This is a genomic window from Algoriphagus ornithinivorans (genome assembly GCF_900115305.1).
Classification (GTDB): domain Bacteria; phylum Bacteroidota; class Bacteroidia; order Cytophagales; family Cyclobacteriaceae; genus Algoriphagus; species Algoriphagus ornithinivorans.
In genome coordinates, this window is sequence record NZ_FOVW01000004.1 from 1 (window position 1) to 25,936 (window position 25,936).

Annotated in this window: 22 protein-coding genes; 10 read left to right on the forward strand and 12 right to left on the reverse strand. The window is 39.6% G+C overall.

Annotated elements, in window-relative coordinates:
- The 6 genes from BM073_RS06280 to BM073_RS06310 all read right to left on the reverse strand — a co-directional run.
- Positions 1-681 (reverse strand): hypothetical protein (locus BM073_RS06280; RefSeq protein WP_139217455.1); only part of this gene is annotated, 681 nt, incomplete at its 3' end.
- A gap of 696 nt (positions 682-1,377) precedes the next feature.
- The gene (locus BM073_RS06285; RefSeq protein ID WP_091652051.1) at positions 1,378-2,634 is read right to left on the reverse strand and encodes a fibronectin type III domain-containing protein; all 1,257 of its coding nucleotides are present in this window, start codon (positions 2,632-2,634) and stop codon (positions 1,378-1,380) included.
- A 256-nt stretch (positions 2,635-2,890) separates the two neighbouring features.
- Positions 2,891-4,666 (reverse strand): transcription termination factor Rho, encoded by a 1,776-nt coding sequence (gene rho / locus BM073_RS06290; RefSeq protein WP_091652054.1) that lies wholly within the window; start codon positions 4,664-4,666, stop codon positions 2,891-2,893.
- Positions 4,667-4,869: 203 nt separating this feature from the next.
- Positions 4,870-5,559 (reverse strand): DNA repair protein RecO, encoded by a 690-nt coding sequence (gene recO, locus BM073_RS06300; RefSeq protein ID WP_091652058.1) that lies wholly within the window; start codon positions 5,557-5,559, stop codon positions 4,870-4,872.
- Positions 5,560-5,567: 8 nt separating this feature from the next.
- Positions 5,568-6,152, reverse strand: coding sequence for a thymidine kinase (locus tag BM073_RS06305; protein ID WP_091652060.1), 585 nt, complete (start codon positions 6,150-6,152; stop codon positions 5,568-5,570).
- Between the two features lie 2 nt (positions 6,153-6,154).
- Positions 6,155-6,481, reverse strand: coding sequence for a 2Fe-2S iron-sulfur cluster-binding protein (locus BM073_RS06310; RefSeq protein ID WP_091653029.1), 327 nt, complete (start codon positions 6,479-6,481; stop codon positions 6,155-6,157).
- Positions 6,482-6,513: 32 nt separating this feature from the next.
- Here BM073_RS06310 and BM073_RS06315 point away from each other — a divergent pair, with 32 nt between their 5' ends.
- Positions 6,514-7,626, forward strand: coding sequence for a DUF8457 domain-containing protein (locus BM073_RS06315; RefSeq protein ID WP_091652062.1), 1,113 nt, complete (start codon positions 6,514-6,516; stop codon positions 7,624-7,626).
- A gap of 7 nt (positions 7,627-7,633) precedes the next feature.
- Here BM073_RS06315 and rodA read toward each other — a convergent pair whose 3' ends face one another.
- The 5 genes from rodA to BM073_RS06340 are packed head-to-tail and all read right to left on the reverse strand — an operon-like array spanning position 7,634 to position 13,094.
- Complete coding sequence (gene rodA, locus BM073_RS06320; RefSeq protein ID WP_091652065.1) at positions 7,634-8,908, reverse strand: rod shape-determining protein RodA; 1,275 nt, start codon at positions 8,906-8,908, stop codon at positions 7,634-7,636.
- Positions 8,909-10,711 carry a peptidoglycan D,D-transpeptidase FtsI family protein gene (locus BM073_RS06325; protein ID WP_091652068.1) on the reverse strand — a complete coding sequence of 601 codons (1,803 nt, stop codon included), beginning with the start codon at positions 10,709-10,711 and terminating at the stop codon, positions 8,909-8,911.
- Positions 10,711-11,232 (reverse strand): rod shape-determining protein MreD, encoded by a 522-nt coding sequence (locus tag BM073_RS06330; protein ID WP_091652072.1) that lies wholly within the window; start codon positions 11,230-11,232, stop codon positions 10,711-10,713. The genes BM073_RS06325 and BM073_RS06330 overlap by 1 nt, the downstream gene beginning before the upstream one ends.
- Positions 11,222-12,058 (reverse strand): rod shape-determining protein MreC, encoded by an 837-nt coding sequence (gene mreC / locus BM073_RS06335; protein WP_091652074.1) that lies wholly within the window; start codon positions 12,056-12,058, stop codon positions 11,222-11,224. Before mreC ends, BM073_RS06330 begins: the two co-directional genes overlap by 11 nt.
- A 7-nt stretch (positions 12,059-12,065) precedes the next feature.
- Positions 12,066-13,094 (reverse strand): rod shape-determining protein, encoded by a 1,029-nt coding sequence (locus tag BM073_RS06340; RefSeq protein ID WP_091652077.1) that lies wholly within the window; start codon positions 13,092-13,094, stop codon positions 12,066-12,068.
- 330 nt (positions 13,095-13,424) lie between these two features.
- Between BM073_RS06340 and BM073_RS06345 the strand changes: the two genes are divergently transcribed.
- From BM073_RS06345 to BM073_RS06370, 5 genes are all read left to right on the forward strand, one after another.
- Positions 13,425-13,898, forward strand: a complete 474-nt coding sequence (locus BM073_RS06345; RefSeq protein ID WP_091652079.1) for a ribosome maturation factor RimP — start codon at positions 13,425-13,427, stop codon at positions 13,896-13,898.
- 5 nt (positions 13,899-13,903) lie between these two features.
- Entirely contained in the window at positions 13,904-15,148 is a 1,245-nt protein-coding gene (nusA, locus tag BM073_RS06350) for a transcription termination factor NusA (protein WP_091652081.1), read from the forward strand.
- Positions 15,149-15,209: 61 nt separating this feature from the next.
- Positions 15,210-17,993, forward strand: coding sequence for a translation initiation factor IF-2 (gene infB / locus BM073_RS06355; protein ID WP_091652084.1), 2,784 nt, complete (start codon positions 15,210-15,212; stop codon positions 17,991-17,993).
- Positions 17,994-18,577: 584 nt separating this feature from the next.
- Positions 18,578-19,126: a hypothetical protein gene (locus tag BM073_RS06365; protein WP_139217456.1), complete on the forward strand. Its 549-nt coding sequence runs from the start codon at positions 18,578-18,580 to the stop codon at positions 19,124-19,126.
- 88 nt (positions 19,127-19,214) lie between these two features.
- Positions 19,215-20,324: a hypothetical protein gene (locus BM073_RS06370; protein WP_091652092.1), complete on the forward strand. Its 1,110-nt coding sequence runs from the start codon at positions 19,215-19,217 to the stop codon at positions 20,322-20,324.
- Positions 20,325-20,336: 12 nt separating this feature from the next.
- Here the strand turns inward: BM073_RS06370 and BM073_RS06375 are convergent, their stop codons facing one another.
- Complete coding sequence (locus BM073_RS06375) at positions 20,337-21,971, reverse strand: carbon starvation CstA family protein (RefSeq protein ID WP_091652098.1); 1,635 nt, start codon at positions 21,969-21,971, stop codon at positions 20,337-20,339.
- 222 nt (positions 21,972-22,193) lie between these two features.
- On the opposite strand from BM073_RS06375, the gene accD reads away from it, so the two are divergent.
- From accD to BM073_RS06395, 4 genes are all read left to right on the forward strand, one after another.
- Positions 22,194-23,036: an acetyl-CoA carboxylase, carboxyltransferase subunit beta gene (gene accD / locus BM073_RS06380; protein ID WP_091652101.1), complete on the forward strand. Its 843-nt coding sequence runs from the start codon at positions 22,194-22,196 to the stop codon at positions 23,034-23,036.
- A 135-nt stretch (positions 23,037-23,171) separates the two neighbouring features.
- Entirely contained in the window at positions 23,172-24,476 is a 1,305-nt protein-coding gene (gene nqrF, locus BM073_RS06385) for an NADH:ubiquinone reductase (Na(+)-transporting) subunit F (protein ID WP_091652104.1), read from the forward strand.
- Between the two features lie 81 nt (positions 24,477-24,557).
- Positions 24,558-25,709 carry a formimidoylglutamase gene (locus tag BM073_RS06390; RefSeq protein ID WP_091652106.1) on the forward strand — a complete coding sequence of 384 codons (1,152 nt, stop codon included), beginning with the start codon at positions 24,558-24,560 and terminating at the stop codon, positions 25,707-25,709.
- Complete coding sequence (locus BM073_RS06395; protein ID WP_091652109.1) at positions 25,709-25,936, forward strand: cytochrome b5 domain-containing protein; 228 nt, start codon at positions 25,709-25,711, stop codon at positions 25,934-25,936. The genes BM073_RS06390 and BM073_RS06395 overlap by 1 nt, the downstream gene beginning before the upstream one ends.

Genomic DNA, 25,936 nt, shown 5'->3' on the forward strand with positions numbered 1-25,936 from the left:
TACTGCGGGTGCCGACCAGGAGTAGGTAGTTCCAGCCGGTACCACTCCATTGGTTCCATTGGCAGGAGTCAAAGAAAATGCGCTTCCACTACAAGTTGTTGCTGTCATGTTTGTGACAGCAATATTTGGTGTTACTGATCCATTAAAAGTAAAATCCTGAATAGAAAAGGTCCGAGAGCTATTGTTCGCCCCCCATGCATAGAGTCTAAAAGTGATTGGTGTTGAAATATTTTGAAAAGCGGCATCACTTAAATTAATTGTTGTACCGTTCCATGTAGGAGATCCAATAGGTGCAACAAAACCATCTAAACTAGATCTTAGTTGAAAATTATCGATAGAATTATGATTTCTACTGGAAGTATAAACAAAACTAGTTAGGTTGATAAGTCTACAGGAATTTGGTGTTATTGTCCATTCAAAATATTTGTTTGGGTTCAGATTATTGGAATCCCAACCAGAGGCCATGTATTCATCATTTGCATTTTGACCAATTATCCCTGAACCTCTGCCTATCCCTGAAACTGTAATTCCTGAAGTAACAATTTGCCCTGTTGTATATGGGTTACTAGAATTGGGATTCGCTCCCGTTATAGAGTTTGAAAAAATACTTTGCCCATACGCCTCTAACCCGACAAAAATCAGTATAGCTAAAAATAAAGATGTAAGTAGATTTCTCCTCATACTCATATCTAGATTAAAATGTTTTTTAAATCAATAAAAATGCATTTCAAATATACTACTTTTTTTGTTGATGTCAAGAATGTAAAGGAAATTTGATTTAAATAAATTGTTGAAAATCAGTTATTAATACGTTTCATCTTTGAGAAGAATGAAGAGGCTCTAGACGCCAGAAAATTTCTACTGCATATTTGATTTTACAAAATACATTTTTGGGTAGGCGAGCAAATTATATTCTTTTTTATAGGGCAAAACAGTCGAAAAGTATATTATTTATTTATTTAAACAAAATAAAATATGTAAAAAACTTAGTGATTTATGGTTAACTTTAAAGTAAGTAAGCTTTCCTGCCAGTAAAAAAGAAAATACGACTTATTATTAGCTCAAAGGAATTGAATTAAGTGGTACCGGTTGCCATTGATTAGCGAAGTCGATTTATCCAATCGGTCAAGGAAAGAAAGTATGGAAACTGCAATGATTTCGGATAATCAAAAAAAATTTTTTTCTCCGGGTCTAAAAAGAGATTGAATAAAATCTTTATTAAAAAAATCATTCAATCTTGAATTATTGTATCAGAAAATTCTCCAAACAAAACTCTGTTATGAATAATTAATTAGTTTGATTTTTCAATCTAGTATTTAGCCATATTTACCCATTCAGTATTTTGGCTATTGATTTCTGAACGGTTTTCTTAAGAAATTATTTCCTTAATACCTTAAACTGCTGATTTTTATCAGCCCAGCTTAAATCAATTAAATAAAGCCCTGCTGGCTGATCGTTAAAATAGCTTTTAACTACCTCCTGCACCTCTGAGATATTTCTTAAAAATAATGAGGTCCCAAATCCTTTGGAGTTACTGATCCTTAAGATGACTTGTTCCTCCTTCCAATCTTGAGGCTCTCTCCATTCGATTTTAACCTCTTCCTGTAGGAGAGAAGGATTAGGATACAAAATCCAAGGGTCTTTTCCAGGAATTGCATCTATTTGTACAGCCTTTACGGGGCTATAACTGAAGGTTCCATCAAAATCTACCTGCTTAATTCTATAGTAAATATTTCCTGCAGAAACTGGGAGACTCCAGTCTACAAACTCATACTCTACTTCTCCATCCGAGTATCCTTGACCTGAAACACTTCCTATAGATGCCCATTCTTGTATGGAATTAAATGATCTTTCAATTTCAAAATGAGAGTTTTCCCATTCTTTCAAAGTTGCCCAGCGGAGCATAGAAATTCTTGAGTCTGTATTTTTTGCTACAGTGAAATAAGCCAAGTCAATTGGTAATACTCTTAAGTTTAAAAGATCACAGATATCTAAAGTACCGTTTGACCAAGTGATGTTTCCCGATGTATTAGAAGCTGGTGGAGTCGTGCCATTACAAACATCATTTCCAGTCCATCCTATTATTTCTAACCCATTTGGCCCCACTATATCAATATCTGCATCACCGAAATTTAAAGTGGCATTTGGTCCTTGGAGAGTAATCACTACATTATCAAATACGAATTTATCCCTATCGCCTGATGTTGACCTAGAATCGAAATTAATACTACCTCCATCCTCAATGCAAATAGTAACGTTTTCCATTATATTGAAATATACAAGATTTAATTGCGATCCTGCACGAACTACGATACAACCATTTTCTATATTAAAAGCTGAATTTTCACCATTGTTAGGCCTGTCCAAAGTCAGCCTAGCACCATTTGATACAACGAGGCCTCTCAAGGTAAAACTAGAGGCTTGCCAAGTAAATGCAAGGTTTCTATTAAATTCAGCTATTTGATTTGCCAAAAAATTACCTGTACCACCAGTCCATCTGGATGAATGCAAGCTTCCACTGCCTGAGTTAGTTGATGTGTTTAAAGTAGTACCTGCCCCACTATAAACCCTGGGGGTTCCACAAACGGTACATTGTCCAAAAGAATTAGAGGGCATAATTCCCGCTAAAGCCATTATTAACCAAATAATAACGCAATAATTACCTTTCAAAGTCTCAAGAGTTAGGGTGTGTGGAGAGATAAGGACAAAATAACTGCCAAAATTGTTTTCTCAATTTGATAAAAAGCAAAAAATTGACACTCAACATCAAAAAAATAAGTACAGACACAATAATCCTGTATGTTGAAAAATAAAAAACCATCCCTCAATCAATAAGGGATGGTTTAAAATTTTTCCAGATTTTGGAATTTTGATCTTTTATTTGGAATGATTAGCCATTCATACTGATCAAAAACTCAGCATTGTCACGGGTACCTTTCATACGCTGAAGCAGGAATTCCATAGACTCCTGAGAGGTCATATCGCTCATCAGTTTTCTCAAAATCCAAACTCTTTGCATTTCTTCTCTATCCATCAATAAGTCCTCTCGTCTCGTGCCTGAGCTAAGTACATCAATAGCCGGATAAATTCTTCGATTAGCAAGCTTACGATCCAAGGCCAACTCCATATTACCGGTACCTTTGAATTCCTCAAATATTACCTCATCCATCTTAGAACCTGTCTCCACAAGGGCGGTCGCGATGATAGTCAAAGAACCTCCGTTCTCAACATTTCTCGCAGCACCAAAGAATCTTTTTGGTTTGTGCAATGCATTGGCATCCACACCACCGGAAAGGATCTTTCCTGAACTTGGAACTACTGTATTGTGCGCTCTGGCTAATCTGGTGATTGAATCCAATAGAATTACTACATCGTGTCCAACTTCCACCATTCTCTTGGCTTTTTCCAAAACGATATTGGATACTTTCACGTGCCTGTCTGCAGTCTCATCAAATGTGGAGGAAATCACTTCAGCACGCACAGACCTAGCCATATCAGTCACCTCTTCAGGACGCTCGTCAATCAATAAGATCATCAGGTGAACTTCAGGATGGTTTTGTGTGATAGCGTTGGCTATTTGCTGTAATAAAACCGTCTTACCAGTTTTAGGTTGAGCTACAATCATCCCTCTTTGTCCTTTTCCAATAGGAGCAAACAAATCCAAAATTCTGGTGGAATACCCGTCAGATTTGGTGGATAGATTTAATCTTTCTTCTGGGAATAATGGGGTAAGATATTCGAATGGAACTCTGTCTCGGATTTCATCCGTGGTTTTCCCGTTAACAGTTCCTATTTTAAGTAAAGCAAAATATTTCTCACCTTCTTTGGGAGGTCTGATGGATCCTTTGATATGATCTCCTGTCTTAAGGCCAAAAAGTTTGATTTGACTTGGAGATACATAGATATCATCTGGAGACGCCAAGTAATTATAATCTAAAGAGCGAAGGAAACCATATCCTTCTTGCATCATTTCCAGAACCCCCTCGTTTTCGATTACTCCATCAAATTCTCTAGGGCTTACAAAAGGTTTTTTTCTATTGCTAGAAACAGTTTCAGCTGCCGGAGCCATTACCTCATCCTGAGATTTGAAGTTTTTTCTTTTAGGAAGTTCAACTTCAGCCTCCGGTTTGGGATCCCTTTGCTTGGATTCTTGTGCTTTTGGCTTTTCTTCAGTATCTGTGTCTTCGGAGACATTTACTTCTTCAAAAACCTTTCTTCTTGGACGGAAAGTCTTGTTTTCTTTTTCCTCAGCAGGCTTGTCCTGAGATTCTTTCTTTTCAGCTTTTACAGGCTCTGCTTCCTTTTTAGGTCTAGGCTCTGGGTTGTGTTTTGGCTTTTCAGCTTTTTCAACCTTTTTTGATTCTTCTTCCGCCTGAATTTCAGTTACGTTCTGTCTTCTAAACTTAGGCTTGAATTCAGGTTCTTCTTTACTTTCAGGTTTTCCAGACTTCTTTTCTTCTGGTTGGGAAGCTGCAGGCTCTTGAGCTTCTGCGAGGGAGGGCTTTTTCTTAGGGAGGGCTTGCTCTGGGGTGATTGCTTGTTGATCCAAAATGGCGTAGACTAATTCGTCTTTTTTGAGTGATTTGTGGTTTTTAACACCTAACTCTTCAGCGATCTCCTTCAGTTCAGATAAAAGCCTGATTCTGAGTTCTTCTATGTTGTACATAAAGAGAGTATGAAATAAATAATTTGTGGTAAAATGCGAATATGGAATCGTGGATGATTTTCTGAGCAAAAAAGGTCTGCAGGAAAAACTCAAGTCAAAGTGGGCTGACTTGCTCATTCACGGTGATAGCACAATATTAAGCCTTCCAATTTTAATACGCAAATTTTTGGCAATACAAGCAGAAATAAATAAGGACTTTTTGATCAAGCCATCAGTTGCCGGAGAATAGCCATTGATTTCCAGGGACTTGAATTATCGAGTTGCTCACTGAAAAAATTGAGTAAATAGTCCAATAATTTTCTCCTGATTTGAATTCCTGCCTTAAAATCGCATAGAAAACCTTCCTCAATCAACTTTTCCAAATATTCATGGACTAAGGGTAACTCTTCTGGACTGAAGGGAAGGGTTCTGCTTTCTTCCAAATAATCTGAGGCTATTTCCGGACCGAAACCCAGATAGTTGGCTTCTTGAATTAAAAAAACCAAAGGGAAGTGCTTGATATCAATATTTTTTTGGTCCAACTGCTTCAGGCTACTTTTTAAAAAGTCGAAGAGCCACTCGTTTTGATAGTTTTCATAGAGAGTCTTGGAACAAACCTCCGCCATAAACATCAAAATGCCGGACCGTACGAAGTCAAAAGGGATTAGCTGATAGGCATAATCTATTTTTGCTTCCGAAATTCTCTGCAACCCAGCTCCTTCTTTTTCATATACAACCAAATCCAAAAGGGTCATGGGTTGATATAAGGCTGCTTTTGATTTGGCTCCCTGGGTTCTTACTCCATTAATAATATAGGATTTAAGACCTAATTCACGGCTGAAGATTTTGACAATGATGCTGCTTTCCTTGTAGCGAATGGCACTCAATACAACTCCCTCTGTCTTCTTCAGCATTTTGCTTTTTATTTTTTGTCCTCAAAAAAGCACTTTCTGCATCTCGCCTCGTAACTGTCTTTTTCGCCTAACATTACCTTTTGCCTGGCATCTGAAAGACGCAAGGAAAAAGCTGCCAAGTCGCCACATTTCATGCAGATGGCATGAACCTTTGTGACAAATTCTGCAACTGCCATCAATTTGGGCATAGGCTCAAAGGGCAAGCCTTCAAAATCCATATCCAATCCTGCTAGAATCACTCTTTTTCCCTGATTGGCTAATTTTTGTGCAACACTGACAATCTGATCATCAAAAAATTGAACCTCATCTATCCCTACCACATCACAATTGCCACTGAGTAATAATATGTCTTCGGCGAAATTTACCGGAGTGGAACGTATGCTATTCTCATTATGAGAAACCACATCCTCCTCATGATATCGTTTATCAATACTAGGCTTAAAAATCTCAACTTTTTGTCTTGCTATTTTTGCTCTGTTTAATCGTCGGATCAACTCTTCAGTTTTTCCTGAAAACATGGACCCACAAATTACTTCAATCTGACCTTTTTTCTCAGGGTTGTTTTTTCTGCCTATGGAAGGTTCTATGAACATGCCTACTCGCTATATTCTACGTGAGGAAACTTATTGATTTCAGCTACTTTTATTCGCAGCTCACCTTTTTCTAAAATGGACTGGCAAGATAATCGTTCGTTGGCTCTTAATCGGTTTTGTTTCCGATAAAAAAGTTCTCGCTCGTTGGGATCATTAAGATTTTCCATTCCGGACAAGACTATCATTTTACAACTGGTACATCTTCCTTTTTTCCCACAGGCATGCATCCAGTCAATATTATTTTCATGAATTAATTCAATAACTTTACGATCACTTGCCTCGGAATTAATTTTACGATTAAATAGGTTTTCTATGACTATTCTGGGCATTTCTTCGTTGACTTTTGTAAACGCTATCCTCAATGACAGTTCAAATTAACAGCAATTATTTAGAAAAATATGCCGAAGAGTACGCCACAATAGTTTGTGAGCGCTATTATTCGGGAAAACAGTTTATCACAGGTCAGGATATCATCCAGTTAACCAGCTCCATTCAGGTTAACTTTTTCGTGATCAAAAGGCTATTTGAGCTTTGGCAGGAAGAATTAAATAAGCTCAAGAGTAATCCCTATTTTGATTACAGAGATATCAGCGTTCATGAAGCTTTGACTCAATTCATGAATGTGCTTTCCAGAAGAATCAAAGTGGAAAAAGGTCATCTTCAGCCACTGGTGAAGCATGCTTTAATGCAGTCAGTTCAGGTTGCAACAGATCCTGTTTCATTTTATCAAAAAGAAATAGACAAAGCCCCTTCTGGCAAAATCAATGAATACTTAAAAGAGAACAAGAAGTATTACAAGTGGAATGCTCAGGTAATATCTTTTTTGATTGATAAGGCTGGATTCGGACATGACGAGTCTGCTTACAAAAGAGCAATTGCTGCAAATTATCAGGTGATTTCTGAAAATTTGGAATCAGTTAATTTATTGATTGCGACTCTGGGTGATGTTAAGGCTTTTGACCTCGACGCCTATCTGATACAAAATGACACACCAGCTAGTTTGGAAAAAGAACCCGAGCAAGAGGTGTCAAATAAAGAAGAGAGTTCATTTTTTGATGAAGTAGAGAAAGATACCACTCCGTCTCCAGAGACTCCAGTCAAAACTGAGATCAAAGAAGAACCTAAAGCGGTTGTCACCATGGAAAGACCAAAACCGTCAAGTGCTTCCTCTTCCATCAGTGCATCAGAATTGAAGCATAGATTCTCAGCCGAAACTTACAGAGGGATGAAAGGAGTGATTGGTGAATTGTCTGAAGGATTGGCAATCAATCAGCGCTTTATGTTTACCAAGGAATTGTTTGATGGAAATGCTGACCTCTTGAGCCATGCTTTGAAATCTATCGACAACTGCAATTCCTTCGATCAGGCGATTGAATTGATCAATCAGCGTTATGTCAGTGAATTGGGTTGGGAAGGCTCCAGCGAAGAAGTTCAGGAGTTTCTCCAGCTAGTTTACAGAAGGTTTCTGGATTAAAAATTGATCAATTGATTCTTCCAAGCTGCTGAGCTCTGGAAGAATCAAGCTTGATAAAAATAAACAGCAATACAGTAAAAGACCAAAGGGAAGAACCACCATAGCTAAAGAAAGGCAATGGGATTCCTACTACCGGGAAAAGCCCGATGGTCATAGCTATATTGATCATAAAATGGAATAGCAGGATAGAAATCACAGAGTATCCGTAGATTCTTGAGAATCTTGTTTTTTGGCGCTCTGCCATGACTACCAAGCGGTAAAGTATGGCAAGAAAGAGTAAAATCACCACTAAGCTTCCAATCCATCCAAACTCTTCTCCCAGAGTACAGAAGATAAAGTCAGTATGTTGTTCAGGAACGAAGTCAAATTTGGTCTGCGTACCCTGCAAATACCCTTTACCCCATAGTCCACCGGATCCAATAGCAATTTTGGACTGAGTTACATTCCAACCTACACCCAAAGGATCCAAATCTGGGTTGAATAAAACCATTATTCGGTTTTGCTGGTGCTCCGGAAGCTTAGACACAACGAAGTCTATACTGTAGCTATATGCAATTGCTCCAAGGCCAATTAAGGAAAAAGCGACAATTCTCTGCCAGGATTTTTTGCCCAATAAAATCAAAAAGATTACGAGGGCGGTAATTCCGAATACGATATAAATGTTCTCTTTTATTCCCAGAGAAAGTAGACTCAAAGCAATAAATCCTAGACCTAAAATATAGTATCGCTGTGGAAGTCCCTCTCTGTAAAACATGATTAGAAAGGAAAAGTAAACCATCGCAGTACCTGTATCCGGTTGTAAAAGGATTAAAAGTACAGGTAGCATAAGCACTCCGAATGCTACTAGCTGATTTTTAGTCTTAGAGAGATCAAAAGTGGGTCGCTCCATGATTTTTGCCAGAGCAAGTGCAGTAGCAAATTTTGCAAATTCCCCGGGTTGAATTCTAAATGATCCAAACCCTATGGACAGAGTTTGGCCATTCACTTCTTTCCCAAAAAATGGAGTGACTATCAGAATCCCTATGAATATGAGGTAAATGATGATGGATAGATTTTCAAATAACCTATGGTCTGCGACCATAATTACTGTAATCAGGGCGATTGCAGTGAAAATCCATACCAACTGCATTCCGGAATTAATCGAAAAATCGAAAATGCTTTTCTCAGCCTGGCCATCATATACAGCAGCATAGATATTGAACCAACCGATCATTACTAAAGCAAAGTATAGTAATACGGTCACCCAATCGACCCGGTTGATATGGATATCAGACTCTCTCATTTAATATATAAAATTTCCTGCCAGCACATATTCCTGAAGAGCAGGTCTGGTAATTTCTCCTTTAATATATTTTTCTATCATCAAGGAAGCAGTACTCGCGGCCGCTCTACCTCCCCAGCCAGCATTTTCCACATATACTGCAATGGCAATTTTAGGATCGTCTTTGGGGGCGAAAGCTACAAATACTGAGTGATCTTCACCATGTGGATTTTGAGCAGTACCAGTTTTTCCGGCAATCACCAAGTCTTTGATCACAGCTCTATTGGCTGTTCCATAAAGCGCCTCTGCCATTGCGTTTTGAATCAGATCAAAATGTCTGGCATCGACTCCCACTTCATTTTTGTATCTATATTGGGCAGGAATCTTAGACGGATCTCCGTCTACTGCTTTGATCAAGTGAGGTGTGTAATAATAACCCTTATTGGCAAAAATTGCTGCTAAATTGGCCATTTGAAGAGGAGTGACCAGCATTTCTCCTTGTCCGATGGATAAAGAATAAATGGTGGAATATTTCCAACGACCTTCTCCATAAATGCGATTGTATAATTTACTGGACGGAATATCTCCACCTTTTTCACCTACAATATCAACCCCCAAAGCAGACCCAAGGCCGAATTTCAGCACCTTGTCCCTCCAGTCATTTAGGCCAATTTCTGTGTCTTTGAAAGTATTACTGGAAACCTCTCTATTGATGATTTTTCGGAATGCCTGATGATAATAAGGATTACAGGAGTTTCGAATCGCTCCGAATAAATTCACAGGCGATGGGTGATTGTGACAAGCAACGAGAGATCTATTGCAAGCAAAGGTTGTTTCAGGAACTAGGATTCCATCCTGCAATCCAATTAAACTTTGTACGATTTTGAAAATTGAGCCCGGAGGATACATCGCCATAATAGGGCGATTGAATAATGGTTTTGTCTCTAATCGATTGAGTCTTGTATAAGTTTTTCCAAAATCTGATCCGGTCAATTGATTAGGATCATAAAATGGAGCAGAGATCATTGCCAGAATTTCTCCAGTCTTTGGTTCAATCGCAACCACAGAGCCTGTTTTGCCCTGCATGAGCATTTCTCCATACATTTGAAGCTCCCGATCAATGGTGGAAGTCAGATTGATTCCTGCTACTGAAGCGGTATCGTATTCACCGTCTTTGAATGGTCCTTTATCGATCCCCCGTACATTGACCATTTTGTATTTCACCCCTTTGACGCCACGGAGCTCTTTTTCATAATAGCGTTCAATTCCACTTAAGCCTACATAATCTCCTTGAGAGTAATATTTTAAGGTATCACGCTCGAGTTGCCCGGCACTGATTTCTCCAATATATCCCAAAGCATGTGCAGCGATAGGTTCTGGATAAGACCTGACCGATCGAGTCATGATGAACAATCCTGGATAATCGATCAAAAAGTCCTGAATCTTGGCAAAATCTGTAGTGGAAATTTGCTTAATCATGGGAGAGGGTTTCACCCATGAATATTTCCTAGCTGCATTGTACGATTCGATTAAATGCTCCTTTGTAATTCCAAAGAGCTCTAAAAATCGGGTTGTATCTTTAACGTGAAATTCTTTGGGAACGACCATCAAGTCGAAAATGGGGTTATTGTAAACCAATAATTTCCCATTTCTATCGTAAATCAAACCTCTATAGGGATGATCTACGACACGCTGAATAGCATTCCGTTCAGCCTTTTTCATAAAGCTGTCATCCACCACCTGTATCATGAACAGTTTTGTCAATAAAACTGCACCAATCAGGAAAATGAAGATAAGAATAACTACAGGTCTCTGATCATTCATTAAATACCCCTCCTTTTTTTAAAGAAAAGCAACTGTACAAGTATAGCTAAAAGGAAAGTTAAAGTCGAGGAAAAGAAGCTTTTGTTCAATACTCCAAAAAACCCTCCTGTTCCCCATTGATCGATTGAGAAAAAGATCAAGGAAAAGAAAAAAATCATAGGTATAGCATAGGTAAAATACCAACCCATACCCATTTCCTTCAAGGTTGGTTCATTACTGTCATCATAGCCACCCGTGGGACTAATTACTTTCAGCCAATACGGCCTGATAAATCCTATGAATGTAGCTGAAGCTGCATGTATACCCATTGTATCATAGAACATGTCAATAAACAAACCAATTCCAAAACTTAACAGAATTAAAGGAATATGGCCGATGGAAACCGGAAGGGAAAGGATAATCAACAGGTACAGAAAGCATAGAGCTACTCCAAACAGTGCCAGGTTTTTAAGCAGGAAAATCTGCACGGCGACTAATATCAGTCCCATCAGGAAAAAGGAAATGAAGGTTCTAATATTCATTGCGGATCTCTGCTTGTTGATATAAGGAGTCTAATTCCCCAATCTGAGTATTTTCTACCAGATACACATAATTGATTCTGCTAAAGTCAGCACTCAGTGCAATCAAGATATCCAGATAGTTTTGCTCTTTTCCAGGGTTAATCTCTTTGATGGTTCCAATTTGTATTCCGCTAGGAAAGATAGAATTGAAACCAGAAGTAATAATTGTATCTCCTACACTTGCCTTAACATGTCTAGGTACATAGAGCAATTTTGCCTCGTCCGGATTTTTGCCGTCCCAATTCACCGAACCAAAAACGTCATTAGATTTGATTTTGGAGGATATCAATAAGCCGGTATTCAATAAGGAAATCCCCACGGAATAGTTTTTAGAAACAGTTTTGACTCTTCCTACGACACCATCCTGATTGAAGATTCCCATTCCGGGCTTGATGCCATCCTTTTCACCTTTATTAATGGTGATGTGATTTTGGGCAAAACGGAGGGTTTGACTGATTACTCTGGCACTTTTAAACTTAAAGCTTGCTTCAAAGGCAGAGTCAAGTTCAAAGGTAACGCTGTCCACAGGAGGATTAATCCGAGTCAGCTTTTCCAGCAAGGCAGCATTCTGTTCTGTCAGTTCCTTATTTGCTTCAGCCAAAGTGAAAAAATCTACAACATCGGACTGGGTTTTTAAGACTGAACCTGTCAGAGCTGTTGAAGAATTAAAGAAAGCTGCACCCTGGGGGGAATTATTAGAGACAATCATCCAGACTGCCACTACTTCCAGCAAAACAAAAAGAAGAAAAGACCTGAGACTATAAAGGAATTGAAGGATGCGTAGCATTCAGGGTTTAGGTCATCAATACGGTTCTGAAATTCTGTACATTTTTCAATGCAGTGCCCGTTCCTCTTACGACAGCTCTGAGTGGATCTTCTGCAATGTGAATTGGAAGTTTGGTTTTCTGATGTAATCGCTTATCCAAACCTTTTAAAAGTGCTCCACCACCTGTCAGGTGAATACCGTTATCATAAATATCAGCGGATAGTTCCGGTGGTGCAATTTCCAAAGCTTTGAGAACGGCCTCTTCGATTTTTGAAACAGATTTGTCCAAAGCAAAAGCAATCTCTGAGTAGGATACCTTTATTACTTTCGGAATTCCGGTCATCAAGTCTCTACCTCTGATTTCGTAATCTTCTGGGGCATCGTCCAACTCGGTCAATGCAGATCCGATGGCAATTTTAACCTTCTCAGCAGATCTCTCACCGATCAATAAATTGTGCTGGCGTCTCATATAATCCAGGATGTCCTTGGTGAAAGTATCACCCGCCACCCGAATAGATTGATCAGCTACAATTCCCGATAAAGCAATCAAAGCGATTTCTGTAGTTCCACCTCCGATATCTACAATCATGGAGCCCATAGGCTTTTCGATATCAATACCAATACCAATTGCAGCTGCAATCGGCTCAAAAATCATATAGACTTCCTTCGCACCAGCATGCTCGGCTGAGTCACGAACGGCCCTTTTTTCAACTTCAGTAATTCCGGAAGGAATACAGATCACCATGCGGTGAGACTGCGGAAACATTCCCTTTTTCTGGCCGGGAATCATTTTGATCAATCCTCGGATCATCTGCTCTGCAGCGTAGAAATCAGCAATTACTCCGTCTTTTAAAGGACGGATTGTCTTAATATTTTCATGGGTTTTCTCATGCATGTTCATGGCTTCGCGACCAACAGCGAGTACCCGGTTGTTGGTCTTGTCGATTGCGATGATAGACGGTTCGTCGACCACGATTTTGTCCTTGTGTATGATCAGGGTATTTGCAGTACCAAGATCAATGGCTATATCGCTTGAGAAAAAATCAAATAATCCCATTTTGTATGATTGGCTTTTTGAAATTGAGGTTTATGGTTTAATATAACATGAATCGATGCATATTAAACGAGGGTCGGCAAAATTATTATGTTCATCCCATAAAATGCAGTGATTCCCGATATTTTTTGAATTTAAATTTAAAGAAATCTCTTTAAGGCAAGTTAATTAATCTTTTAGCAATCAATCCTTTTTGGAAAAGACTCCATTACATTTAATTCATTCGCTTGATTTTTAGTGCTAATTGTTTTTCGAATAAAATTATTTTACCTTTGTGCCGTATTCGAAAGTTTCTGGAGGGGACACCATGTCCCCTCTTTCATTATGCATACTATGTCGGATTTAAAAGGAACATTAGCACAAATCGTTGAGAAGCATCTTCCAGATGAAAGCCACTTTCTTGTGGACTTAAATTTGGGGCAGAAGGGGAATCAAAGTACCCTCAATATACTCATTGATGCAGATCAGGGGGTAACTATTGAGACTTGTGCCAAGGTGAGCCGGGCGGTTTCTGATGAAATTGAATCGCAGAATTTGATAGAGGATGCATATAGAATAGAAGTTTCTTCACCTGGAGTGGATTTCCCCTTGACCGGAAAGAGGCAATATATAAAAAATGTCGGTAGAACACTGAAAGTTTTATTGGTGTCAGGACAGGAAGTAAAAGGGAAACTCAAAGAAGCTGACGATGCCACCATCACCATGTTGGTGAGCAAAAAAGAAAAAGGAAAAAAAGCCCAGGAAGAGGAAGTTATCCTCTCCTATGAAGACATAAAAAAATCAGTTGTACAAGTATCTTTTAAATAAATAAAATGGATGCCAAAGTCTTAATAGAATCCTTCGCTGAATTTGCGAGATCTAAAAATGTGGATCGACCAACCATGATCCGTATTCTGGAAGATGTTTTCAGAGCCATGATTCGCAAGAAGTTCGAAACTGATGAGAACTTCGATGTGACAATCAATGCGGACAAGGGAGACTTGGAGATTTTCCGTATTCGGGAAATAGTTGACGATAACTCTGAGGATATCTGGGATTTTGATAAAATCAGCTTAACAGATGCCCGTAAGATCGAACCTGATTTTGAGATCGGTGAAGAGGTATATGAAAAAATTGAATTGGAAGAGTTTGGAAGAAGAGCAGTCCAGATGGCTCGTCAGACTCTGATCCAAAGAATCAAAGATTTGGAGAAAGATATCCTTTTCAATAAATACGAAGAGCAGGTTGGAGAAATCGTTTCTGCTGAAGTATACCAAATCCTAGGTCGAGAAGTCCTCTTGATGGACGGTGAAGGAAATGAATTGATATTACCTAAAGGAGAACAAATCCCTAAGGATAGATTTAGAAAAGGAGATACCGTGAAGGCAATTGTCCACAAAGTGGATATGATGAACGGAAATCCAAAAATTATCCTTTCAAGAACATCTCCGGTTTTCTTGGAAAGACTTTTCGAGAACGAAGTTCCTGAAGTCTATGATGGCTTGATCACCATAGTAAAAATCGTGAGAGAACCAGGAGAAAGAGCGAAAGTTGCGGTTGAATCCTACGATGATAGAATTGACCCAGTTGGAGCATGTGTTGGTATGAAAGGTTCCAGAATCCATGCAGTAGTGCGTGAGCTTCAGAACGAAAATATCGATGTAATCAATTTCACAGACAACTTGGACTTGTATGTATCTAGAGCATTGAGTCCAGCCAAAGTTTCATCATTGACTGTCAATGAAGAGACTAAGAGAATTTCTGTTTTCTTGAAGCCAGACCAAGTGTCTTTGGCAATTGGTAAAGGAGGATATAACATCAAGTTGGCCAGCCGTTTGGTTGGTTACGAAATTGATGTGTTCCGTGAATTGAACGAAAATGAGGAGGAAGATGTAGACCTAGCAGAATTCGATGATGAAATCGAAGCTTGGATCATCGATGAGTTGAAGAAAACCGGTTTGGATACAGCCAAGAGTGTTTTGGCACTGAACAAAGAAGATTTGTTGAGAAGAACTGAACTGGAGGAAGGAACAATCGACGAAATATTCAGAATTCTCCGACAAGAATTTGAACAGTAATGGGTTAAATGCCCAAATAATTACCCAATTTTAAATAAGATTTCGAAAGAGGTTTTTGCTTATGTCAGAAGAAAAAATGATGCGATTAGGCCAAATAGCCAGAAAACTCAACGTGGGTACGGCAACCATCGTCGAGACACTGGCCAAAAAAGGCTTTGATGTGCAGGACAATCCGAATTCTAAAATCAACATGGAGCAGGTAGATATGTTGACCAAGGAATTCAAGTCCTCAGCACTTGAAAAGGAAGAGGCTTCCCACCTCTCGATAGGGAAGAGGCATGAAACAGTCTCCCTTGAGACTGAAACCAAGCCAGAGCCAGCTCCGGAACCAACTCCGGAACCTGCGCCAAAACCTGCGCCTGCACCTGAGGCGAAGAAAGAAGAGCCAAAACCTGCTCCGGCTCCAAGTCCAGAACCTGAAAAAGTTGCTCCTGAAGCTCCAAAGCTCGAGGGTATCAAAGTTCTAGGAAAAATTGATTTGAATAAGAAGCCGAATCCGGCTCCTAAACCTGCGGCACCTGCGAAGGCTCCTGAAGTAAAAGCATCACCAAAACCTGAGGTCAGAAAAGAGCCTCAAGCGCCGAAGACAGAAGCAAAACCAGCTCAAAAACCGCAACATCAACAAAAGCCGAAAGAAACTCCTCCTCAGCCTAAAGTTGAGAGAAAAGAGCAAAAAGAGGTGCAAAAACCAGCTCCTAGCGAGGTAATTTCTGCAAAGGCAGACTCCTTGAAAGGATTGACTGTTTTAGGCAAAATTGAATTGCCGGTCGAGAAATCTAAGAAAAAAGGAGGTCCTGTAGCCTCTTCTGATGAAAGAGCCAGAGATAAGAAGCGTCCAAGAAAACGCATAGATAAGAGTGGCGGAAATAGAAATCAGGGGAATAACCAAGGAAATAGAAACCAAGGTCAAAAGGGAGGACAAAAAGGAGGACAGCAAGGTAGAACCCAAAAAGCTGAACCTACCCAAAAGGAAATCCAAGATCAAATCAAACAGACTCTTGCTAGACTTCAGGGAAATAAATCCGGAGGTAAGAAGAGCCGAAGAGATAAAAAAGCCGAGCGTGAACGTGAGGTTGATGTAGATAACGAAGAAACCAAAATCCTAAAGGTTACTGAATTTATTTCAGCTAATGACCTGGCTGCATTGATGGATTTATCTGTGAACCAGATTATTTCCGCCTGTATGTCTTTGGGGATGTTCGTTTCTATTAACCAGCGATTGGATGCTGAGGCGATTACTATTATTGCCGATGAGTTCGGGTACGATGTAGAGTTTACCAAGTCTATTGAAGATGAAATCGAAGTAGAGGAGGAAGATTCTGAAGAGGATTTGGAGGAAAGAGCTCCGATCGTCACTATCATGGGTCACGTTGACCACGGTAAAACATCCTTGTTGGATTATATCCGAATGTCAAAAGTAACTGCCGATGAGGCGGGAGGAATTACACAGCACATTGGTGCATACGATGTAATGACCAAAACAGGGCATAAAATTGCCTTCTTGGATACTCCAGGTCACGAAGCATTTACTGCGATGAGAGCTAGAGGTGCTAAAATCACAGACGTTGCCATTATTGTAATTGCAGCTGATGACAGCATCATGCCTCAGACCAAAGAAGCTATCAACCACGCACAGGTGGCTGGTGTTCCGATGATTTTTGCAATCAACAAAGTGGATAAGCCTAATGCAAATCCAAATAAAATCAAGGAAGAACTTGCCAATATGAATCTATTGGTAGAAGAATGGGGTGGTAAATACCAATCCCAAGACATCTCTGCCAAAACCGGTCAAGGTGTAGACGAACTCCTTGAGAAAGTTCTATTAGAGGCTGAAATTCTTGAACTGAAAGCCAACCCTGATAAAAATGCTGTTGGTACAGTAATCGAAGCATCCTTGGATAAAGGTCGAGGTTATGTAGCTACCATGATGATTCAGGCTGGTACTCTTAAAGTTGGAGACGTAATGCTTGCTGGTCAACATTATGGTCGTGTGAAGGCCATGTTTGACCACAAGGGTAAGAAGATGAAAGAAGCTGGACCATCAACTCCTGTACAGGTGTTGGGTCTAAGTGGCGCTCCTCAAGCTGGGGATACGGTGAAAGTATACGATTCTGAGAGAGAAGCCCGTGAAATTGCCAACTCAAGAGAACAGATACAAAGAGAGCAAAGCTTACGAACCAAAAAGCACATTACTTTGGATGAAATTGGACGTCGTTTGGCAATCGGTTCTTTCAAAGAATTGAATATCATCATCAAAGGTGACGTGGATGGTTCCGTAGAAGCACTTTCGGATTCCTTGCTGAAACTATCCAAAGAGGAGGTTAAAGTTTCCATCATACATAAAGGTGTAGGACAAATTTCCGAATCCGATGTCTTATTGGCTTCTGCTTCAGATGCGATTATTATCGGTTTCCAAGTAAGACCTTCTTCCAATGCTAAAAAATTAGCAGAACAGGAGGAAATCGAAATCCGTCATTACTCCATCATCTACGATGCGATCAACCAGATCAAGGATGCGATCGAAGGTATGCTTGAGCCTGAGTTTGAAGAAGTGATCACCGGTAATATCCAAGTGAGAGAAGTCTTCAAAATCTCTAAAGTTGGAACAGTTGCAGGTTCTTATGTAACGGATGGATACATCACTAGAAAAAATAAGATCCGCGTGATCCGCGACGGTATTGTAATTCACGAAGGTGAAATCGATCAGTTGAAGCGATTCAAGGACGATGTAGCTGAGGTGAAAGCCGGTTATGAATGCGGTATTTCCATCAAAAACTTCAATAATATCGAAGTGGATGATACCATCGAAGGTTATGAGATGAGAGAAATCAAAAGAAAAAAATAAGTAATTACTTATAAGGTAAGGGGCTGTCTCAAAAGTGATTTTGTCACATTGAGAAAGGTCGAAATATAAGCCATATCAAAAAAATGGCCTTCGACTCCACTCATGCTGACATTTGAGCGATTTTTGGGACAGCCCCTTTTATTTTCGAAGGATGTTAGAAGCTATACTCTTTTTGATTTTTATGCTTTGGGCATTAGCCCTACTGGGATTGATTTTGGGTTTGATTAGGCCAGTTATCGTTTTGTGGTTTTTAGATAGGTTCAATAGGCTGAAGGTTTTAAAGATCTACGGAATACCTTTTTTGATCTTATCTCTTCTGCTATTTCTTTTTCGTGCATAAAAGGCTTTTCTAACGTTAAAGGGAAATACGGCTTATTGTCAGCTCAGAGGATTAGAATCCTGGAGCTTCGCCTGCCAACTGTGGCTGGGTCTTCTGTCTTCAGTAGATTGCTCTGAGCGAAGTAGAAGTGTCCAGTCATTCAAAAAAATATAGTAAATGGTGTAATTAAGGATTTTCAGAATATTATATATACATCCTTTGATAATGTCAGAATTTTATAAGTAATTTCTGAAAATTTATCCATTTGAGATCAGTAGTATCCATATTGCTTTTGGTTTGCTTTGCCAGTTATCATTTTGGCTACTATCTATTTTATTATTCTCATCAATACCATTTAGAATCCAAGTGGACTGAGAAAATTTATACAGATCAGATAAAAGGATTGGAAGAGCGAATGATGGTCATTCCACTTTCTGCGCCTTATATGTCTAATCAAGAGCACTTTCAAAATACAAATACGCGCTTCGAAAAAGACGGGAAATTTTATAGAGCTATTAAGCAGCGGTACCAAAATGATTCCTTGGAAATTATTTATGTGCCAGATACTGCTAGAAAATCACTAGAATCCACTGTTCAAAAATGGATTTCTGCAGTTACAGACGGCGATTTTGATTCAGAACAGTCTAATTCAAAATCATTCAAAAGTTTTGTAAAAGACTATATTCAAACAGTTTCGCATGAATTTCAAGGGGTCAATTCAAAGGCTTCTGTTACAACACTAGGGTTTATTTTTTCACCTTATCAAAATCCATTTTATACACTTGATTCCCCGCCTCCCCAGTTTTTAGGTTGAACTTCATCTTAGGGGGCATTTAGCTCTATCTACTTCTTTTTAAGGCTTCAGTATCCTGTTGCCTTTTCAACCTATTACGTTATTTATCATGAAAAAATTATTTCTATCCGGGATAATTGGAGCTTATTTGTTTCTATTCCCGGAATTTGGCTATGCTCAAGGATGCGTAGCCATTCGCCAATTTTCTGGAGTTGGCAATGCTGTGGGACAAGGTAATTTTCAAAATCAAGGAGATTGGAACATCAGTGCTAATTACCGATATTTTAAATCGTTTCGTCATTTCCGGGGAACTCATGAGGAGCCTGAAAGGATAGAGAATGGAACGCAGGTGATCAATTGGTCTCATGGGATGGACCTTACTGTCAGTTATTCCTTTACTTCAAGAATTTATGCGCTGGCTTCTATCCCTTTTGCATATAATGAACGCTCCTCTCTATATGAACATGGAAGAACTGAACGTCACACTACATACAGTTCGGGTTTGGGTGATATTAGAATTGGTGCTGGCTACTGGTTGTTTCCCGAGTCAGAAAAAAGAAAAGGAAATATGGCTGTCGGTTTAGGGATCAAATTTCCCAGTGGAAATTTCCGGGCAGAGGATACATTCTACAATGTAGGTGTAGGAGGTCAACCTGAAATTCGGCCCGTTGATCAATCTATACAGTTAGGAGATGGTGGATTCGGATTCAATGTGGATTTTCAGGGTATCTGGGGTATAAATTCCTCCCTTTTCGCGTACTACAGTGGTTTCTATCTCTTTAACCCAAAAAACACGAATGGCACAAGGACCTTCAGAAGCAGAGAAAGTGAATCCATTATGAGTGTTCCTGATCAATATTCGCTTCGCGGAGGGGCTTTTTATTCTGTAAAGCAAGTTCATGGTTTAGGTTTCTTGCTTGGAGGTAGAATAGAGGGTATTCCTGTAAGCGATTTACTGGGCGAAAGTGATGGCTTTCGTAGACCAGGCTATGTCATTTCGGTAGAACCTGGAGCAAGCTATATGCTCAAAAATCTAACTGGGACATTGACTGTGCCTTTAGCTTTGGTTAGAAATAGAACTAGAAGTCTTACTGATATAGCTGATTCTACTCCTGAAAACAAAAGACATGGAGATGCTGCCTTTGCAGATTATGTGATCAATTTTTCCCTAGCCTGGAGAATACCTAAAAAGGTGCCTCAGGTTTTTAATACTTTATAAATGAAGTAGAAATCAAAGGGCTTTAGAAGGCTCTTTGATTTCTTTTTTGATACTCTTGGTTGCCAATACCATCAGCGAAATCGCTAATACAAAAAGTAAAGCAGCGATGATGGATAAGACATAGACTTCTTCCTGAAAGTTTTTCCATGCAAATAAACCCAAAGAGGCCAATGTTACTGTAAACATGAAAAACATGGGAAGCGTAACGAAGAGTGCATTTTTCTTTTTTCGAATCATCCACACTGCAATCGTTAAGAGTGCTAAGGCTGCTAACAATTGGTTTGCTGACCCAAATATTGGCCAAAGAGTGGTAAACTCTCCCGAAAGCAACAGAAGAACAGAAAAAACTACGACTAAACCTGTGCTAATAAATCGATTATTGGAGATGTATTTGGCACTGGGCTGGGGAAGGTCTTCAAAATATTCTTGCAAGGTAAACCTAGCCAAACGGGTACAAGTGTCGAGCGTAGTCAGGGCAAATGCGGATACGGTTAGGGCCACAAAACCTACAGCAAAAGATTCAGAAATTCCTAAACTGGCAATCATTCCACCTAAACCAGTTGAGAAGAGTGAAACAGGTCCTTCTCCTGCCAATCTTTCTAAGTACTCTGTTTTGGTCAATACCACTACTGCACCAACTGATATAATGGCCAAAAAGGACTCTATTAGCATCCCTCCAAATCCTACGACCTTAGCATCAGATTCTTTGTCCAATTGTTTGGAAGTAGTACCTGAGGCTACTAAAGAGTGAAAGCCGGAAATTGCTCCACAGGCGATAGTCACGAATAAAACAGGAAATATATAGCCAAGATTTTCCGTGGAAACTGTCACCTCCGAACTCATTTTAATTTCAGGATTGGCAATGAAAACACCCAAGATGGCTGCGATCATCATCCCATAGAGTAAAAAGCTGTTGAGGTAATCCCTTGGCTGAAGTAATAGACTAACGGGCGTGACAGAAGCAATAAATGCATAAGCCAGCAAGGCTAAAATCCAGATTTTATAATCCAATACAAATGGAACTTGCATGCCGAGGTACACAAAAAAGTACATCAAGATTACCCCTACCACACTTATAATTATAAAGGTGATTTTTTTATCTCCTACCGCTCTGTTGACCATTCCGAATGCAATAGCTAAAAAAATGAAAAAGATAGAGGCGGATGCTACACCGGGATTACTGACGAAAGTTTTGGCAATAATATCTGCAAAAACACCAATGACTAGAATTAGGGTAGAGAAACTGAAAATGACAAAAAGTTGCTTTCCCTGGAGACCTATTTGTTTTCTGATGATCACACCTATGGACTTACCTTCAGTTCGCAAGGAAGCTGCCATACTCCCCAAATCATGAACTGCACCAAAAAATATTCCCCCAATCAAAATCCATAGAACTGCCGGAATCCATCCAAAAGTAACTGCGATGATTGGTCCTACGATAGGCCCAGCCCCTGCAATTGAAGCAAAATGATGTCCCAAAACCACTATTGGCTTGCTTGGCTCATAATCTACCCCATCTCTGAGCGTATGAGAAGGCGCTTTATTCTCATCGGAAAGTCCAAATTTCTTGTACACATAGCTTCCGTAAAATTTATATGCAAGAATCAGAATGATGGCTGAAAGGACAAGCAGGAGAGCAAGATTCATGAGGAATATTTTGGGTTTACTTAAATCTAAAAGAAAATATTTCTTGAAGACCTATTCAAAATAAAGCAAAATTTGTGGCCTCTAAAAGGAATACTTCAGGAATGAAATTAGAGGTTTTTCATACCCATGTGAAGGAGAGAAATGAGGATCAGTTTTATTTCACAGATATAAGGACTAAATTTGTATCCTTTGACTCGTCAAAAATCATTTTAAAAACTCAATATGGCTTGGTTTAAAAGAACTGATAAAGGGATCAAAACCTCCACAGCAGAGAAGAAAGATGCGCCGGATGGATTGTGGTTCAAAACTCCCAATGGAAATATCATTCATACTAGAGAGCTAAAAAACAACGCTTATGTATGCCCTGATGATGATTTCCACGTAAAAATCGGATCCAAGGAATATTTTGAAATCCTTTTTGATAACAACAAATTCACGGAATTAGACAAGGACATGAAGTCTGGAGACCCTTTGAAGTTTTCAGATACGAAACCTTATACTTCCAGAATTGCTGCTACTATAGATAAAACCGAACTCAATGATGCCGTAAGGACTGCTTATGGTAAAATGAACGGGCTTGATTTGGTAGTGGCCTGTATGGATTTCAATTTTATCGGGGGTTCTATGGGCTCTGTAGTTGGAGAAAAAATCGCCAGAGCAATTGATCATTCCCTGAAAAACAAAGTGCCATTTTTAATGATTTCCAAATCAGGTGGTGCTAGAATGATGGAAGCTGGTTTCTCTCTTATGCAGATGGCAAAAACTTCTGCCAAATTGGCCCTGTTGGATCAGGCAGCTATTCCATACATTTCACTTTTAACAGATCCGACAACCGGAGGCGTAACTGCCTCGTATGCTATGCTAGGTGATTTTAACATCGCTGAGCCTGAAGCATTGATCGGATTTGCCGGTCCAAGAGTAATTCGGGAGACAATCGGTAAAGATTTGCCGAAAGGTTTTCAAAGTTCAGAATTTGTTTTGGAACACGGATTTCTTGATTTCATCATCGATAGACGACAGTTGAAAAGCAGGTTGACCACTTTGTTAAACCTCTTGAACAATTAATCAGTTATCTAAAAAAAATCTATGCTCGATTAGGCTCAAATTTGAAAAGCAAATTGGCCTGTTTTATTGATTAATAGATATATTTGTGCACCGAAAACGGGTATCAATCCATACGAAAAGTAAAACCAAAATTTCATGGGTTCTGTAATTATTACATCCATTGTAGCATTTACCTTAATCATATTGCTACTGGTATTTATTCTCTTGTTCGCCCAGTCCAAACTGGTTAATTCAGGAGATGTGAAAATTGTCATCAACGGAGATGAAAGCAATGCTATCACTACCTCAGCTGGGGTAAGTTTGCTGTCTACGCTTGGTAACCAAAAAATCTTCCTTCCTTCTGCCTGTGGTGGAGGGGGTACTTGCGCTATGTGTAAGTGTGTCGTGGAAGAAGGTGGAGGAGAAGTTCTTCCTACTGAAGTTGGTCACCTAAGCAGAGCAGAGCAGCAATCTAATGTGAGATTGGCTTGCCAAGTCAAGGTAAAGCAGGATATGAAAATCCGCGTACCTGAAGAAATCTTCGGAATTAAGAAGTGGGAGTGTGAAGTTGTGTCTAACTACAACGTATCTACTTTCATCAAAGAATTTAAAGTTAAGTTGCCAGAAGGTGAGAACCTAGACTTTGAATCCGGAGGTTATATCCAGATTGACGTTCCAGCTATCACGGTAAACTTCAAGGATATGGATATCACTCCGCATCCAGAATTGGGTCACCCAGATGATGTTTATCAGAGTGATTGGGATAAGTTCGGTCTTTGGGACTTAGTCATGAAAAATGACGAGGAGCTCTTCAGAGCTTACTCCATGGCCAACCACCCTGCTGAAGGTAATATCATCATGTTGACAATCCGTATTGCTACTCCACCGTGGGATAGAGCAAACAACAAATGGATGGATGTCAACCCAGGAGTTTGTTCCTCATACGTATTCTCAAGAAAGCCAGGAGATAAAGTAATGATCTCCGGACCTTATGGTGAATTCCATATCAACCCGACCCAAAGAGAAATGATCTACATTGGTGGTGGTGCTGGTATGGCTCCATTGAGATCTCATATCTTCCACCTTTTCCATACAGAGAAAACTGATAGAAAAGTGTCTTACTGGTACGGTGGTAGATCTAAGAAGGAATTGTTCTATGTTCCTCATTTCAGAGATATCGAGAAAGAATTCCCTAATTTCAATTTCCACATCGGTCTTTCTGAACCGCTTCCTGAAGACAATTGGAAAATCAAGAAGTCTTTGGACGATAAAGAAGGTGATGGCTATGTAGGTTTCATCCACCAAGTGTTGTACGACAACTACTTGAAGGATCACCCTGAGCCAGATGAGGTAGAATTCTATCTTTGCGGACCTCCTTTGATGAACGCAGCGGTTCTTAAAATGCTAGACGATTTAGGAATTCCTCAAGAAAATATCCGATTCGATGATTTCGGAGGATAATCAAAACTTAAAATCCCGCTTCGGCGGGATTTTTTATTTGTGGTCACATTTTTGATTATTTTTACCCAACATCACACCCTTATGAATATTCAATCTTTTTTCGATCCCGTTGCGGACTTTCTTTGGCAAAAAAAATATCCGGAAAATTCCTTTTTCCGTCAAATTCACTGGTATGGAGAAGAATTCCCTGATCTCAAGGGTATTCAAATTGCCCTGGTAGGACTTAAAGAAGCCAGAGGAATTCAAAAGTCCGAAAGTGTAGAGCGAGGTTCCCTTGAAATCCGTGAAAAACTGTATGAATTAAAGCGCGGAGTTGGTCCTTACAGAGTAGCCGATTTAGGCGATCTAATCCCAGGAGAAACCTTAGAGGAAACTTACCAAAAAATGCAAAAGGTAGGGGAGTTCTTGATGAAGCAACAAATCCTTCCGATTTATTTTGGGGGCACTCATGATTTGGATTATGGCCAGTATCTATCCTATCAAAAAATGAAAAAGCTGGTTAGCCTTTTGACTGTCGACGCCAAACTGGACATGGAAGAAGAGGGGCCACTTTCAGACCAACACACGCAGGAGATTATCTTACATCAGCCGAATTTCCTCTTTTCCTATTCTCATTTAGCTTATCAAAGCTTTTTGGTAGATCCTTCTTTGATCAATGTGGTAGAGAAACTCTATTTTGATCACATGAGGTTGGGAATGGTTAGGAAAGAATTTAAAGAAATTGAGCCATTGATCAGAAATGCTGACTTTTTGAGTTTTGATCTATGTGCGATTCAATCCTCTGATGCTCCAGGAGCTGTGGATCCGCAGCCATTTGGATTGACAGCCGAAGAAGCCTGTCAAATCTGCTGGTTTGCCGGCATGAATGAGAAATTGAGTTCCATTGGAATTTATGGTTACGAACCTTATTTTGATGATGCCTCCAACAAGACGGCTAAAGTTAGCGCTGTCATGATCTGGTATTTCATCGAAGGTTTTTATTCCAGAAAAGACAGTCTTTCTTTCAAGAGTAGCGATTATACCAAATACACGGTTTCTCTAGATACGAAGCCTAATACTCTGGTCTTCTATAAAAGTAAAAGAAGCGGAAAATGGTGGATGGAGATTCCCCATAATGAAACGGAGAAGTTTGATAGGGTAAGTACAGTTCCTTGTAGTTATTCTGATTATCAAGTTGCACAAAAAGGAGAAATTCCGGAGCGTTGGATTAATGCTCAGATCAAGTTATTGTAATGAAGGAGTACACGAGGCAACAATTGGCCTTGAGGAATGGGCAAGACAAGCCGGAAGTATGGGTCTCTTACAAGGGTTTGATATACGATGTAAGTGCATCCAGACTTTGGAAGACGGGCACTCACTATGAGCATTGGGCTGGACAGGATCTGACGGAGGAATTGAAAGATGCTCCCCATACAGAAAAAGTTTTTGAAAAATTTCAGCCCATAGGGCGATTGATTTGA